This window comes from Pedobacter sp. (assembly GCF_965227205.1).
In the GTDB taxonomy this organism is placed as follows: Bacteria; Bacteroidota; Bacteroidia; order Sphingobacteriales; family Sphingobacteriaceae; genus Pedobacter.
In genome coordinates, this window is sequence record NZ_OZ245727.1 from 4282036 (window position 1) to 4297229 (window position 15194).

A 15194-nucleotide genomic window follows, 5' to 3' on the forward strand; every position below is an offset into this window, starting at 1 on the left:
TCAGCTGATTTTAGTTTTTTTAACCCTTGACAGCGTACTGGCGAAAACTTTTTGGATATAGCCTTGCTTGAGGTTAAGCGCACCAGCGATTTCTTCAAAACTGTATTGCAACTCATAGCGCATTGAGAGAATAGCTAATTGCTCCTCGTCTAAGTTTCCTTCAAATCTGAACTTTTGCTTCTTTGCGGTCACGTTTATTTTTTTTGTACCACTAATAATAGACCGGAGCTTTTCAATTGATGCCTCAACTTTGTTTGCGACCTCATAATCAGAAATGCCACCAATGTGCCAGGCAATGCGGCCATAATCAAAAGAATATTTGATGCATAATTTGATGAATAGTCGCTGCTCTGAGCTTATGTGGGGAATTAGTGATTCGAGTTCTTTCCACTGTTGTGTCGTATGCTCATCTGGTTCAATAGACTCTATTATATCAGGATCGTATTCACCCAGCGACTGTTCATAACCAACCATGAAATCCTGATGATTTTCCAATTCATCTAGCCTGAGCATATTCCTGTTGAATCTATTATTTGCAGTTTTAAAATAAGCCTTAAAACCCTGCCTGCTTAATTTCTCAACGAAGTTTTTGATTTCAGAAACATGATTGAATGCTTTCCTGCTTAACCAAAGCCTTAGGAAGGCCTCATTAACAATACAATGTGCATTAACGTCATCCTTGATGTAACGAAGGCCGCAATAATATAAAGGGTAATAATAAAGTCTGTAGAAAAACTCTAATCCCTTTTCATCATTATTTTGGAAACTAGCAAAATGTTTAGAATGAATTGCCTTAAATGGCAAATTTGATAACTCCATATTTGAACTCATTTAGTTAATGTTAAATGAGTCTTAGGGGCAACAGAACATAAATGTGAGATCTGCCAACCATGGTTACATAAAAGTTTCTGAAGCCTTACATCAACATGGATTTACAGCAGATCCCACATCTATGCGGATATACAAATATAGTACATCCAGCAATAGATATGGTATTTTTCTGCTGTCCTGCGTTGACGGCTTCAGATTTGTAACCGCAAGACTCTAATACTTACTATTATTAATTAAACAAAGTTAAAAAAAATAAATTACAATGCTATAGGGCGGTAAAGATTTTTTTTTATTTCCTTACTTAGTAACTAAATGCGGAAATTAACAGAGATAGAACAATATGTTGTTGATAGAGTTAGAGAAAAGAGAATTCACTCTGGATTAACTCAAGCAGTTTTATCTGTAGCTATGGAACTTAACCCTAAATTTGTTGGGAACGTTGAGCGCACAAATACTGATGATAAGTATAATATAAACCATTTGAAAAAGATTTCGGAAATTTTAGGCTGCTCAATGAGGGACTTCTTCCCTGAATAAATAACCAACAAACTATTATTTACTAAAGTTGTTGAAGTCATAGCAGGGTGAATTTTCTTTGGATTTTGAGATAGTTTTAACTGTTATCCTGCCAAGCTGTTTGTCGTACGTTGTTTACTTACACTTCTTACGGCATTAAGTATCGATGCTTTATCATAACCACATTCTGCCCATAATTCTGCTTGTTCACCATGCTCAATAAATTCGTCAGGAATGCCTAAGCGGATAACATTTGCGTTGTAATTATTATCTGCCATAAATTCTAAAACAGCAGAGCCTACTCCACCTTGCAAAGAACCATCTTCGATAGTAATTACGTTTTTATATTTCGCAAAAACCTCATGAAGTATTTCTTCATCTAAGGGTTTAACAAATCTTAAATCATAATGCGCAGGGTAATGCCCTTCACTATTTAATTCAGTACAAGCTTCAACTGCGAAATTGCCTACATGGCCGATTGTTAAAAGGGCAACATCTTCACCATCACAAATCTTTCTCCCTTTCCCAATTTCTAAAGCTTTAAATGGTCTTTTCCAGTCTGGCATAACACCGTTGCCTCGAGGATAACGAATTACAAACGGGCCAATGTTATCTTGTTGTGCAGTAAACATCAAGTTACGTAATTCTTCTTCATTCATTGGTGATGAAATCACGAGGTTTGGGATGCAACGCATAAATGAAATATCGTATGCGCCATGGTGTGTAGCACCATCTGCTCCGGCTAAACCAGCTCTATCTAAACAAAAAACAACATTAAGCTTTTGAATGGCAACATCGTGTATAACCTGATCATAAGCTCGTTGCATAAAACTAGAATAGATGTTGCAAAAAGGAACAAGTCCTTGTGCGGCCAAACCAGCCGAGAATGTAACAGCATGTTGCTCTGCAATGCCAACATCAAATGCCCTTGTTGGCATCGCTTTCATCATAATATTTAACGATGAACCTGAAGGCATTGCCGGAGTAATCCCAACGATTTTGTCATTTGCTTCAGCAAGCTCCACCATTGTATGCCCAAAAACATCTTGGTATTTTGGTGGCTGGGGTTTATCTGGAACACTCTTTTTTATCTCTCCGGTAATTTTATCAAAAAGGCCTGGAGCGTGCCATTTAGTTTGGTCTTTTTCTGCCAAAGCAAAACCTTTACCTTTTACGGTAACGCAGTGCAGCAACTTCGGACCAGGAATTGCTTTTAAATCTTTTATAATTGCAGCTAAACGCTTTACATCGTGCCCGTCAACCGGACCAAAATATCTAAAGTTTAGTGCTTCGAACAGGTTACTTTGTTTAAGTAATGTTCCTTTTATGCTTTTTTCAATCTTTTTAACATACTTATGTGCGTTAGGGCCAAGTTTTGACAAACCTGTTAGCACATGAGAAATATCATCGCGAAAGCGATTATAAGATTTTGAAGTGGTTATATTCGTTAAATATTCTTTTAGCGCTCCAACGTTCGGGTCGATAGACATGCAGTTATCATTCAAGATAACTAAAACATTGCTATTCTCAATTCCTGCGTGGTTTAAGCCTTCAAAAGCAAGACCTGCTGTCATTGCACCATCGCCAATTACGGCTACGTGCTGTCTATCTGTTTCACCTTTAATTTGAGAGGCTACAGCCATACCCAAGGCAGCCGAAATAGAAGTAGAAGAGTGACCAACGCCAAAGGTGTCATATTCGCTTTCACTTATCTTCGGGAAACCGCTAATGCCTTTATAAATACGATTGGTATGAAACAAATCGCGTCTTCCTGTTAAGATTTTATGTCCATAAGCCTGGTGACCAACATCCCAAACCAATTTATCATAAGGTGTATTTAAAGCATAGTGTAATGCTACAGTTAATTCAACAACACCAAGGCTGGCGCCAAAATGGCCACCATTCACACTCACAACATCAATAATGTATTGACGTAATTCCTGGCTTATTTGTTCTAAGTCAGCTTCGCTAAACTGCTTTAAATCTGCAGGATAGTTAATTTTAGATAATAGGGGGCCAGCTTTTACTTGCATTTAATATTTTGGATACAAAACAAGATACAAAGAAAGGGATTTTTGTTTTAATATTTTAGAAAAAAAAGTTCAATATCTACAACTGTAAATTATGATGAAAATGGCACGAAAAGTTAATTAAGTTCTTGATTCTGATAAATTAACATTCAAAAACTAAATACTGTTTTTATATTTTATTATGTTTGTTTTGAAGATGCAGGCAGAAAATTTTGAAATTAAACTTCCGGTATTCGAAGGTCCCTTCGATTTGTTGCTTTTTTTTATTGAGCGTGATGAACTTAATATTCAAGACGTTGAAATCGCAAAAATTACCAATGATTTTCTTGCATACATACACCAGTTACTAGCTTTAAATGTTGAGCTAGCAAGCGAATTTATTTTGGTTGCCGCAACGCTGATGCGCATTAAATCTAAAATGTTGCTCCCACGCATTGAGGTTGATGAGGCTGGAAATGAAATTAATCCCGAGCAGGATTTAATAGCCCGACTAATTGCTTATAAACAATTCAAATCAGTTTCTGAGGAATTGAAAGTTTTTGAAGAACTTAGGATGCAGCAGGAGCGAAGAGGTAACATTGAGTATGATTTAACTCAGGCAGCCGAATCTTCAACTCATCAGGATGAACTTTTATCGTTAGATTTATATAAACTTCTTATTGTTTACCACAAGACGATGCAGAAGTACGAATTGCGTAGCCAGGAGGTTAAGCATACTGTGGTTCAATATCCTTATACTATTGAACAGCAAAAGCATTTTATTGCCAATTTATTAGATATCAATAAGCAGATAGATTTTGCTTTAGTGCTCAAAAACTCGGAGAATAAGGTGCATTTCGTATATAATTTTCTTGCAATTTTAGAAATGCTGCAACAACAAATCGTTGAAATAAACATTGGCAGCGGGTTTAATAACTTTAATGTAAAAGCATTGGCTTAAATCAGCCTTATTTACCTTGTAATTTCTTACTTTTGCCAAAAAAATAACAAACCTATTTTACGGATGAAACGTGATAACCAAATCTTTGAACTTATTGATAAGGAATTAAACCGCCAAGAGCACGGTTTAGAGCTTATTGCATCAGAAAACTTTGTAAGCAAGCAGGTTATGGAAGCTGCAGGCTCGGTATTAACCAATAAATATGCTGAAGGCTTACCGGGTAAGCGCTATTATGGCGGCTGTCAGGTTGTTGATGTTGTGGAGCAAATTGCTATTGATAGAGCTAAGGAATTATTTGGTGCGGCATGGGTTAACGTTCAGCCACACTCTGGTGCACAGGCAAACGCAGCAGTAATGCTTGCGGTTATTCAGCCGGGCGATAAAATTTTAGGTTTCGACCTTTCTCATGGTGGTCACTTAACACACGGCTCTCCGGTAAATTTCTCTGGTAAATTGTATCAGCCATTTTTCTACGGTGTAGATAAAGAAACTGGTTTAATCGATTATAAAAAATTAGAAGAAGTTGCATTAGCAGAAAAACCTAAATTAATTATTTGTGGTGCTTCGGCTTATTCACGTGAGTGGGATTATGCTTTTATTCGTTCAGTGGCCGATAAAATTGGTGCTTTAGTTTTAGCTGATATTTCTCATCCGGCAGGTTTAATTGCTAAAGGTTTATTGGCAAATCCACTTCCACATTGCCATATTGTAACCACAACTACACACAAAACCTTACGTGGTCCTCGTGGTGGTATGATTATGATGGGTAAAGATTTTGAAAACCCATGGGGATTAAAAACTCCAAAAGGTGAAACCCGTATGATGAGTAATTTACTTGATATGGCTGTTTTCCCAGGAACTCAAGGCGGACCATTAGAACATATTATTGCAGCAAAAGCAATTGCTTTTGGCGAAGCTTTAAGTGATGAGTATGGTACATATATTAAACAAGTTGCTGCAAATGCACAGGCAATGGCTAAAGCATTTGTTGCTAAAGGTTACGGAATTATTTCTGGCGGTACAGATAACCATTTAATGTTAATTGATTTAAGAAACAAAAACATTACTGGTAAATTGGCAGAGAATGCTTTAGAAAAGGCAGAAATTACTGTAAACAAAAATATGGTTCCTTTTGATGATAAATCTCCATTTGTAACTTCAGGAATTCGTGTTGGAACTGCTGCTATTACAACCCGTGGTTTAAAAGAAGCAGAAATGGAAAAGATTGTTGATTTAATCGATCAGGTTTTAACAAACCCGGAAGATGAAGCTAATTTAAATGCAGTTAAAGCTGAGGTTATTAAATTGGTAAGCGCTTTCCCGCTTTATAAATAATTCAAAACCTCTTAAGGTTTTAAACAAAAGCGCTTTACATTTATTTGTAAAGCGCTTTTTTGTGTTATATAGATATTTTGAATATGTATCTTGAAAATCCTCAAATCTTGAAAATCCTACCCAAAAAGTAAAGGGCCGATATTCTAAAAGAAATATCGACCCTTACCATCTAAATTAACGCTCTCGAATATATAAACGTCGAGCAATTAAATTTGTTTTGTGAAATTTGAAAAAAATCATTTTTTTTCAAAACAACCTAAAGATGAAGGAAATGTTCTGGTATTGTTTTTTAAATCTTTACTTAAATAGAGATTGTAATATTGGTCTGATGTAAGGCTAATTCCTTTTGCTAAAGCCGGGCTACCAGTAGATAATTCAAAGTTTTCTTTTGAAGCTAACGTAAATAACGGGTCTACATTTGTTATGTTGTTATTTGAGTTGTAAGTTGTGTTAGTGGTTTTAATTAGGTTGTTAAATATTAAAAGCTCGTTCGCTAAGCTTGTTTTTTTCTGAATATCTAATTCATTAGTTAAACTTCCCCAAACAATGTTGTTGGTTAGATTTAATTGTAATTTGTTGTAGGATGTAGATGAAATGTAATCTGAAAAGGTAAGGGCTGCATTTTTTCGTGGAAAGCTTGGGTTAAAACCAGCAATTGTATTTTGTTTTAGATTATAATTGCCGCCACCAATACCATAAATTATATAGTTACCACAATTGTACATTAAATTGTTAAAAGCTAATAACTCGGTATGATAACCAATAAATGCAGCAACTTGCATGTTCTTGATAACACTATTGGCAAGAATCAGTTTAGGTTCAGTAGTGCTGGAAAGTGAATCGGATGAGATGCCTACCGATGCATTTTTTATAATAGCATTATTGATTATTCCAGTTCCAAAACGTTTGAGGTAAATTCCTTTCCATTGACCAGGTTCGTTTGCGTAAACATCTTCAGTTCTGTCGCTACTAAACTGAACCGGTTCTGTGGCTGATCCATTAACACTTAATTTACCTTCAACATTCATAATGGCATCTTTATGAAAGTAAATTCTGGTGCCTGGAGCAATGTCTAATTTTGCATTATTAAGAATTGTAACTGCACCATTGATTATGTATGGAAGGTTATTATTCCAAGTGATGTTTGAATTGATTACGCCATTATTTATAAAAACTGCATTTTGCCCATAAGCCATAAGCTGAATGCTTTGCCGATTTCCATTTGAGTGAAATATAATTGAATCTTGAACTAAAAATGGTGTGTTTTTAGCATTAGGATTAATAAAAACTTTAACAAAAATATTCAGAGAATCCTGTCCGTTGAGTTTTAAGTTAGTGCTGCTACTCGAATTTTGTCCGTTAATGTTAATACTAAAAGGAGATGAATTTCCCCCTGCAAGCAAAAGCTCTGAAATGTTTACTGCATCATTATTCTTGTTAATTATTTTAACGGTTTTAGTTACTGAACCAACTGTGGTAAATAATGTATCAAATAAAATAATGTCTTTTGATAATGTCAATTTTGCATTCAGGTCAGTTGTAGTGTGTTCATCTTTTCTGCAAGAAGAGATAAGTATAGAAAAGATCAAACTATATAATATGGGCAAACGCATAACTCAAATATAATTATTCTGCAAATGCTAAAGCGGCAATGCTCACTTTTTCTGCGCCACATTCTAAAAGTACATTTGCGCAGGCTTCGAGTGTTGCGCCTGTGGTTACTACATCATCAATTAATAAAATATGTTTGCCCTTAATTTTCTCAGGCTTTGCAATGCCGAAAACATCCTTCATGTTCTCGTATCGGTTATAACGATTTTTTTTGGTTTGGCTTTCTGTTGATGTATTTCTGATTAAAATCTCTTCATCCAATGGGATATTCATTATTTCGGATATTCCTTCTGCAATAAATGAGCTTTGGTTATATCCTCTTATTCTAAGTTTTTTCTTGTGTAATGGAACCGGAATCAGTATATCGGCTTGTTTATAAATGGAATTATCATTTAACCTATCGCCAAGCAATTTGCCTAATAAAACTCCAACCTAGGTTTTGTTGTTGTATTTTAAATTGTGTATTAGGTTTTGAATCTTTGCACCCTTTCTAAAATAAAGCATAGCCATGGCTGCTGTAATTGGTAATCTGCCCCATAATTGTTTGGCAACTCTGTTTTCCTGGTGGATGTGATAATCTGTATAAGGCAAATCGTACAAGCATTTGGTACAGATTAAATGCTCGTTTTGAAATAATGATATGCCACAAGCATTGCAAAGGTCAGGAAATAGCAAGCCAATTAAATCTGAACTCCATTGTTGCAGCCAAAATTTATTGGATTTAATTACCTCCATATCGATTTACCTTATTACGAAAATGTTTTGATTAGTATTTGAATACCAAAATCACTTAACTAAATATAGTATTTCTTATTAAGATTTTAATACTCAGGGTTTGTTTTGCGCTTTGTAACCTTAAATAGTTGCAGTTGCAGAGGTAATTAAACCCGATGGAAATGGCAGCTGCCGGTTTTTCTCAGAAAAAATTGGGACTATAATGTACAGCGGGGCAGAACACAAATTTTGGAACTGCCTTTGCTTTTCAAAAAAAATTAAGCTTTGGCTTCTTCTTTAACGGCTAATTGTCCGCAAGCAGCGTCGATATCTTTACCGCGGCTGCGGCGAATATTGGTGTTAATGCCCTGGCTTTTCAGGTAGTTTGAAAACGCATCGATTTTATCACCATCGGCATTTGTAAAATCAGCAAACGAAATTGGGTTATATTCAATAAGATTTACCTTGCAAGGAATGTGTTTGCAGAATTTAGCAAGTTCCATCGCATCAGTAATTTCATCGTTAAAATGGTTAAAAACGATGTACTCGTAAGTAACCGGATTTTTGGTTTTAGCGAAGTAATATTTTAAGGCTTCGGATAAAGATTTTAATGAATTGGCTTCATTAATGGGCATTATCTCGTTTCGTTTTTTATCGTTTGCAGCGTGAAGCGAAAGTGCAAGGTTAAACTTTGCGCCATCGTCTCCAAGTTTTTTAATCATTTTAGCGATACCTGCAGTTGAAACGGTAATGCGCTTATAACTCATGTTTAAACCATCGGGTGCGGTAATGCGTTCGATTGATTTTAGTACGTTGGCATAGTTAAGCAATGGCTCGCCCATGCCCATATACACGATATTGGTAAGTGGATTATTATAATTTTGTTTCGCTTGCTTATCGATTAAAACAACCTGATCGTAAATTTCATCGGCATTTAAGTTGCGTTTACGATCCATATAACCGGTGGCGCAAAATTTACAAGTTAAACTACAGCCAACCTGAGAACTTACGCAAGCTGTCATCCGGTCTTCGAGTGGGATTAAAACGCCTTCTACAATGTTTCCATCTGCTAAACGGAAAGTGTTTTTTATGGTATGATCGTTACTAAACTGCGAATTGTTAACCTGAACGGCATTAATGGCAAAATTTTCATCTAATGATTTGCGTAAATCTTTAGAAAGATTACTCATATCTTCAAATGTTGTTGCCGATTTCTCCCACAACCACTGGTAAATTTGCTTAGCCCTAAATGCAGGTTGTTGCATTGCCGTTAAATGCTGTTGCAACTGCGGCAAATCTAATGAGCGGATATCGAGTTTTTTCACTGGTTTTTCTAACATTTTATTTATCGCCGTAATGACCCATTGCAGCTATTATGAAAACGGTAACAATGCTTTCATCAACTTTGTATATTAATCTATCTTTTTGATTTATTTTTCTTGACCAATAATTTGATAGACCATATTTTAAAGCTTCCGGGCTTCCAATTCCAGAATAAGGATTGGATTTAAGTTCTTCGAAAATTTGATTTATTCTTTTTATGGATGCTTTATCGCCTGATTTAAGATGAAGTTTAATCTGTTTTTCAGCTATTTTTTCTAAAACTATTGAATATTCTCCCATAACGATTTCGTTGGGTCTAAAGTTTTATAATTGCCTTTTTTTATAGATTCTTCTGCTTTTTCAATAGTATTAACCATTTCAGCTCCATAGAGATTAATTGTTTTTTCGCGTTCAGTTAATTCTCTGTTTTCTGTTTTTTGAAATGGAACCTTCAAAGCTTTAGCTATTGCTTTTAAGGCAGCTAATTGCTCTTTAGTTTCAGGGTGCATAATTAATGTTTCCATAAGTCATTCTTTAATTCTGGCGAAGAATTAATGCAAAGATACTCAAAAACAAACTAAGCCGAAAAATTAAAACTCTTGGCAAAGCGTTAACATTCAGAATTTTACAATTTCTTAGCTTATCTTCCCTTATGTCTGGAGTTTGATTTGTTTGCAGGTTTTCCTTTTGCCGGGCGTGAATTTCTGTTTGTAGAACTATTTTTAGGACTTGATTTTGCTGAGGAATGCCCAGATTGATTTCTACCTCCAGATTTTTGAGCAGGCTTAGCAGATTTAGAAACCTTTGGATTTCTTTCTTGCTTAAGTTCTGGAATTTCCTCCCAAGAGTTGTTTTGCTTTTTAGGTTTTGAGGAAGATTTTGGCTTTGCTTCTGATGAAGATTTTTCAACGCTCTTCATTATCGTTTCCATTTCTGCTTCGGTAAATTCTCTAAATTCTCCGGTTGGGATGCCTTTCAAGTTGATGTTCATAATCCGGGTACGTTCCAACTTGGTTACTTCGTAGCCAAAATGCTCGCACATTCTACGAATTTGCCTGTTTAAACCCTGAATAAGTATGATGTTAAATGAGAATGTAGTTAATTGCCTAACCTTGCATTTTCTGGTATTAACGCCCAAAATAGGAACGCCGTTACTCATTTCAAAAACAAAATCTTCTGTTATAGGCTTATTAACGGTAACCACATATTCTTTCTCATGGTTATTTCCAGCCCTCAATATTTTGTTTACAATATCGCCATTGTTGGTTAAGAAAATTAAACCAGAAGAATCTTTATCTAACCGACCGATTGGGAATATACGCTCGCTGTAATTAACATAATCTACAATGTTATCTCTAACACTCGATTCTGTTGTACTAGTAATACCTACAGGTTTATTAAAAGCCAAAAGCACAAAATTACTATCTTCTTTTGGTTCGATGTTATGTCCGTTAACCATAACCTTGTCGCCTGCAAATACCTGATCGCCAACTTTGGCTCTTTTACCATTGATGAAAACATTTCCACGTTCAATAAACCTATCTGCTTCTCTGCGAGAACATAACCCGCTTTCGCTTATAAACTTATTTAACCGTGTTGCAGAAGTGTTTTTCATGCTGCAATTTTACGGAAATTAATTGTGTTATTAACCACAGCATAATTTCAAAAGCTATGCTGTGGTTAAATTTTATTTAAAAGATTGGTCATCGGCAGTTGGTCCATAGCTTCCAGGAACCGGAATGTCTAACAATCTGAAATAAACACCTAATTGTGCTCTGTGATGCGCAGTTTGACTAAAAGCAATGCGTATCATTTCATATCGTGTCATATCAGCTAAAATTTGTTCGCCATTACGTAGAACCCATTTTTCACTTAAACTTTCTTCATTAGCTTGCTCCAATTCCCCTTTACCTTTATTATAGCTATCCTCTAAAAGTCTTAGTAAATCATCAGAAGATTCAATTTTTTTTGGTTCATAAGGCGCAGTTGCAAAATCTAATTCATCTGTTGTAAGTGCTAAAGAAATCCATTCTGGCAATTCAGCAACGTGACTTGCAAGCGATTTCATTTTCATACTTTTTTCGTGTGGTGCCCAATCAAATTTATCAGCAGGTACAATTGCCATAAATTTTTTCGTTGTGTTATATTCGGCTTCCAATTCTTTTAATAATGCTTTGATAATATCCATGTTTTGTTGTTTTGATTTTTCTTTAGTATTGATTTCGAGTAATAAAAGGTCGGCTAAACTCATGCTGTTTGAGATTTGTTTACACAAAGAAAAGATGGGAGACTGACAACCCTATGGCAGCGTAGAAAAAATAAAATTGATTTTTTTAAAGACTAAAAATTAAAAAAGGCGGATTGCAATAAACTCTAGGTGATTTGCAGAAATGTTAATTTGTCTTAGCCAGACAGGCTTTTTTCTTTTGACAACAAAAGAAACAAAATTGCCGGCTGAAAATTTTTGTATTAAAGTTACTGGTTAGGCTTTGACTGTACTTCCCCAAAAATTTATTAGGCCGGTTTAAAGTAGAACGGAGAAACACTACTTAGGCTTTACGAAATGTAAATACAAACTGACTAAGCTCGTAACGTTAAAAATTAACTGGCAACATGCTCATATAATCACTTAAGGGCATGTGAATTTCTTTAGTGAAAGGTGTTTCAAGGTTTTTTAAGCAGATAATTCGGGTTAAATTAAAATCACGATACTGATTCCGTAAATGGCACCAGGCAATTAAATGCCAGCTGAAAGCATAAAAAATTAATCCAATTGGTTCAACAAGGCGTTTGCTTGGTTCATCTTTAGCGTTTTTGTAGTCTATTTCTATAATATGTTTATCTGATATTGCAATTTGAATTGTAGATAAATAACCGAAATTAAAAGTTAGCCTTTCCGGAATCTGAAGCTTTATATGCTGATTCATGGTTTCCAGTTTTTCCTTCTGACTATTCTTTAAAACCGCTTTAACCTTTGTTAATGCTGTAGAATAATGAGAACGGATGGAATTGTCTGCAAATCCATTTACCAAACTTTCTACCAATAATAATGCGTTTGCTTCGTCGGTATTAAAAGAAACAGGCGGCAAAAAATATCCTTGAACCAAAAAATAACCCTTGTGTTGTTCAAAACTAACCGGAATGCCTTGCTCTATTAATGCTTTTATGTCCCGATAAACAGTTCTTACGCTGATATTAAATCGTTCAGAGATTTTTTCTGCGGCAATATATTTTCTCGATTGAAGCAAAGTTAAAATTCCGAAAAGTCTGTCTATGCGATTCATTTTGTTTGATTAACTAAAATTAATCAATTTTTTTAAAACGGCTTGGTATGTTATTTGTTTAAGCATCACTATATATGTCTATTTCGATAAAAATTCGTTTAATCTAATAGATACAACCTAACTTAAATGGCAGCCGTTATTCAGAAACGTTTCTTAAGGGCAATAAAAAGTAAAGTAATTATTGGGTTTTTATTTGCTTGTTTTGCGCTGCTTTTAGCTTGGGGAATTAGCAAGTTTGCCTTTACGCGTATGTTAAGTACGGTAGAAGAAATTTCTGCACCTAACGACAGGCTAAGATTAGTAAATGACCTTTCTCATAAAATTGCCAGATTAGATCAACTTCAGCGTGACGAAGCTTTTAACAAGCAAGGTAATTACAGTTTTTTAAGAGAATCTAGAAAATTAAGGGCAACACTTGATACCTTGAAAGGTTTATACTTTGGAGATTCGCTTCAGTTGGCGAGAATAAAATCGATAAAAAATCTATTGTCTGATAGGGATAAACAATTTGTAGATTATCTAAAAGTTAGGGAAACCTTAGTTAATACAAAATCTTTTTCGGAAGAGGTTCAAAAGTTAAATGACTTAGTTGTAAAAAGGTCGGTTCAAACAGATAGTGCAATTCTGACCACTGAAACCACAACTTCTACAACAACGGTTGCACCAGAAGAAGAGCAAAAATCAAGAGGGTTTTTGAGTAAACTCTTCGGTAAAAAGAAAGCAGACGTTTATAAGATTATTAACGAAGAATTTAAAGTTAAACGAGACACGTTAAATGCAAAAGCTGAAGACAGCATCATGAAAAGCATGACTGGTTCGTTGAAAAACATCGAACTGGAGCAACGTCAAAAAAGTCAGAAATTTTTAAAACGCGAAGCTGACTTATCCAATGCAAGTAATGCCCTTACCGCTCAAATGTTGCAAATTTTAAGAGAAGTTGAAGGTCAGGCAGTTGCACAAATAGATTTAAATGGCATACAGGCAAAACAAGTAGTTAATGATGGTATCACTCAAATTACAGTTATTATTATTGCCTTTTTTTTGCTAACTGTAATTCTGCTCTATTTTATTTTAACAGATATCACTAAAAGTAATCGATACAGAAAAGAATTGGAGCAGGCTAAAGACGAAGCTGAATATCATGGAAAGGCAAAACAGCGCTTTCTTTCTAACATGAGCCACGAAATCAGAACCCCGCTTCAATCAATTTTGGGTTATGCCGAATTAATTTCTCAGCAAGAAAATCCCAAAAAGAAAGATATTGATGCGATTTACCAATCCTCTATTCATTTGCTGCAAATTGTTAACGAAGTATTGGATTATAACCGCATCATTTCCGGAGAATTTAGTTTTAATAATCAGGTTTTTGATATCCGAAAAATTTTAGATGAAGTCATTTCTGTTATGCGTCCTTTGGCGGAGCAAAAATCACTAAAACTTAATGCCAGTTTAGATATTGCCGATATAGAATTTGTTAGGGGAGATGCTTTTAGATTAAAGCAGATTTTGTTTAATCTGATTGGCAATGCCGTTAAATTTACACTTAAAGGCGAGATAAATTTATCTGTTTCCTGCAAAAGGCAGTTAGATGATTTGCACTTTCACTTTACTATTCGGGATACTGGAATTGGTTTTGAAGAAAGCGATATCAGCAAAATATTTAATGAGTTTGAGCAGATTGAATCACCAGAAAAGTATGCAATCAATCAAACCGGAACAGGTTTAGGACTTCCAATTGTAAAATCGTTAATAGAAGCGCAAGGCGGAAGAATTCACGTTAAAAGCAAACCATCTGTAGGTACAACCTTTAATATTTACCTTACTTATCAATATACAGAGGAGCATGTAAATGATGCGTTGGATTTGGAGCATTACGCAATTGTAAATCCGGGTACGGTTTGGATAATTGATGATGATAAGCTTATTCTTGATTTGTGTGGGTTTATCTTCGGAAAAAATAATATCCCGCACAAAAGCTTTAACCAGGTAACGGATATTTTAAAAGAAGATGTTGCACCAGATTTAAAATACGTTTTAATAGATATGCGGATGCCGGAAATGACTGGTATTGAGTTGTGTCATTTATTAAAGAAAAAATTACCAGCAAACGTTCGGTTTTATGCCATAACAGCACAAGTTTTACCCGAAGAACGCGAAATGGTTTTAAGTGATGGTTTTGATGGTTTAATTATGAAACCATTCCAGGCAGTAGATTTATTATCCATTTTTGATAAAACAGAAATAGTAGGAGAAGTAACCGAATTTGATTTTTCTTCTATTGAAAAAATGACTTTTGGCGATCAGCAAATGCTCGAAAAAATATTAAATCGCTTTAAGCTAGATTGCGTTAATGATTCGGCAGAATTGTTGAAATATCTGGAAGAGAATAATCAGGATAAAAGTAGGTTAATTGTTCACCGACTCGCCGGGCGAACCGCACAAATGGGTGCCAAAACCTTAGCAGAAGCTTTTCGGGAATTAGAAATTGATATTGCTGAGTATGGCTTAAATGACAAAAGAAAAAAAGAAATTAACCTCCAACTGAAAAAGTTAGAAGGCTTAATTGCCGTTATCGAAGAAATGGATTCTGCTTCTGTTTAACGTTTTATG

General features: G+C 35.0%; 15 protein-coding genes. 4 read left to right on the top strand and 11 right to left on the bottom strand.

All coding sequences use genetic code 11. The features are described 5' to 3' along the window. On the bottom strand, window positions 1–819 hold the full coding sequence (locus tag ACO05K_RS18565; RefSeq protein ID WP_421945903.1) for a hypothetical protein: 819 nt from the start codon (window positions 817–819) through the stop codon (window positions 1–3). A gap of 324 nt (window positions 820–1143) precedes the next feature. On the opposite strand from ACO05K_RS18565, the gene ACO05K_RS18570 reads away from it, so the two are divergent. Then, window positions 1144–1368 carry a helix-turn-helix domain-containing protein gene (locus ACO05K_RS18570; RefSeq protein WP_421945904.1) on the top strand — a complete coding sequence of 75 codons (225 nt, stop codon included), beginning with the start codon at window positions 1144–1146 and terminating at the stop codon, window positions 1366–1368. Window positions 1369–1451: 83 nt separating this feature from the next. Here ACO05K_RS18570 and dxs read toward each other — a convergent pair whose 3' ends face one another. Next, window positions 1452–3380 (bottom strand): 1-deoxy-D-xylulose-5-phosphate synthase, encoded by a 1929-nt coding sequence (dxs, locus tag ACO05K_RS18575; RefSeq protein WP_421945905.1) that lies wholly within the window; start codon window positions 3378–3380, stop codon window positions 1452–1454. A 193-nt stretch (window positions 3381–3573) separates the two neighbouring features. On the opposite strand from dxs, the gene ACO05K_RS18580 reads away from it, so the two are divergent. Then, window positions 3574–4317: a segregation and condensation protein A gene (locus tag ACO05K_RS18580; RefSeq protein ID WP_421946310.1), complete on the top strand. Its 744-nt coding sequence runs from the start codon at window positions 3574–3576 to the stop codon at window positions 4315–4317. 63 nt (window positions 4318–4380) lie between these two features. Then, window positions 4381–5652, top strand: a complete 1272-nt coding sequence (gene glyA, locus ACO05K_RS18585; RefSeq protein ID WP_421945906.1) for a serine hydroxymethyltransferase — start codon at window positions 4381–4383, stop codon at window positions 5650–5652. Between the two features lie 236 nt (window positions 5653–5888). Here the strand turns inward: glyA and ACO05K_RS18590 are convergent, their stop codons facing one another. The 9 genes from ACO05K_RS18590 to ACO05K_RS18630 form a co-directional block, all read right to left on the bottom strand. Then, on the bottom strand, window positions 5889–7265 hold the full coding sequence (locus ACO05K_RS18590) for a hypothetical protein (RefSeq protein WP_421945907.1): 1377 nt from the start codon (window positions 7263–7265) through the stop codon (window positions 5889–5891). A 13-nt stretch (window positions 7266–7278) separates the two neighbouring features. Beyond that, window positions 7279–7674 (bottom strand): ComF family protein, encoded by a 396-nt coding sequence (locus ACO05K_RS18595; protein WP_421945908.1) that lies wholly within the window; start codon window positions 7672–7674, stop codon window positions 7279–7281. A 21-nt stretch (window positions 7675–7695) separates the two neighbouring features. Continuing rightward, window positions 7696–7998, bottom strand: a complete 303-nt coding sequence (locus ACO05K_RS18600; protein ID WP_421945909.1) for a hypothetical protein — start codon at window positions 7996–7998, stop codon at window positions 7696–7698. Window positions 7999–8255: 257 nt separating this feature from the next. Next, window positions 8256–9317, bottom strand: coding sequence for a 23S rRNA (adenine(2503)-C(2))-methyltransferase RlmN (gene rlmN / locus ACO05K_RS18605; RefSeq protein WP_421945910.1), 1062 nt, complete (start codon window positions 9315–9317; stop codon window positions 8256–8258). A gap of 1 nt (window position 9318) precedes the next feature. Beyond that, a complete protein-coding gene (locus ACO05K_RS18610) occupies window positions 9319–9600 on the bottom strand; it encodes a Txe/YoeB family addiction module toxin (RefSeq protein WP_421945911.1) in 282 nt (93 codons plus the stop codon). Continuing rightward, window positions 9582–9824, bottom strand: a complete 243-nt coding sequence (locus ACO05K_RS18615) for a DUF2683 family protein (protein WP_421945912.1) — start codon at window positions 9822–9824, stop codon at window positions 9582–9584. Before ACO05K_RS18615 ends, ACO05K_RS18610 begins: the two co-directional genes overlap by 19 nt. A 116-nt stretch (window positions 9825–9940) precedes the next feature. After that, window positions 9941–10915: a 23S rRNA pseudouridine(2604) synthase RluF gene (rluF, locus tag ACO05K_RS18620; RefSeq protein WP_421945913.1), complete on the bottom strand. Its 975-nt coding sequence runs from the start codon at window positions 10913–10915 to the stop codon at window positions 9941–9943. 72 nt (window positions 10916–10987) lie between these two features. After that, the gene (locus ACO05K_RS18625; RefSeq protein ID WP_421945914.1) at window positions 10988–11551 is read right to left on the bottom strand and encodes a DinB family protein; all 564 of its coding nucleotides are present in this window, start codon (window positions 11549–11551) and stop codon (window positions 10988–10990) included. Between the two features lie 343 nt (window positions 11552–11894). Then, complete coding sequence (locus ACO05K_RS18630; protein WP_421945915.1) at window positions 11895–12584, bottom strand: helix-turn-helix transcriptional regulator; 690 nt, start codon at window positions 12582–12584, stop codon at window positions 11895–11897. A gap of 126 nt (window positions 12585–12710) precedes the next feature. Here ACO05K_RS18630 and ACO05K_RS18635 point away from each other — a divergent pair, with 126 nt between their 5' ends. Continuing rightward, entirely contained in the window at window positions 12711–15185 is a 2475-nt protein-coding gene (locus ACO05K_RS18635) for a hybrid sensor histidine kinase/response regulator (RefSeq protein ID WP_421945916.1), read from the top strand. The last annotated feature ends 9 nt before the right edge of the window (window positions 15186–15194 follow it).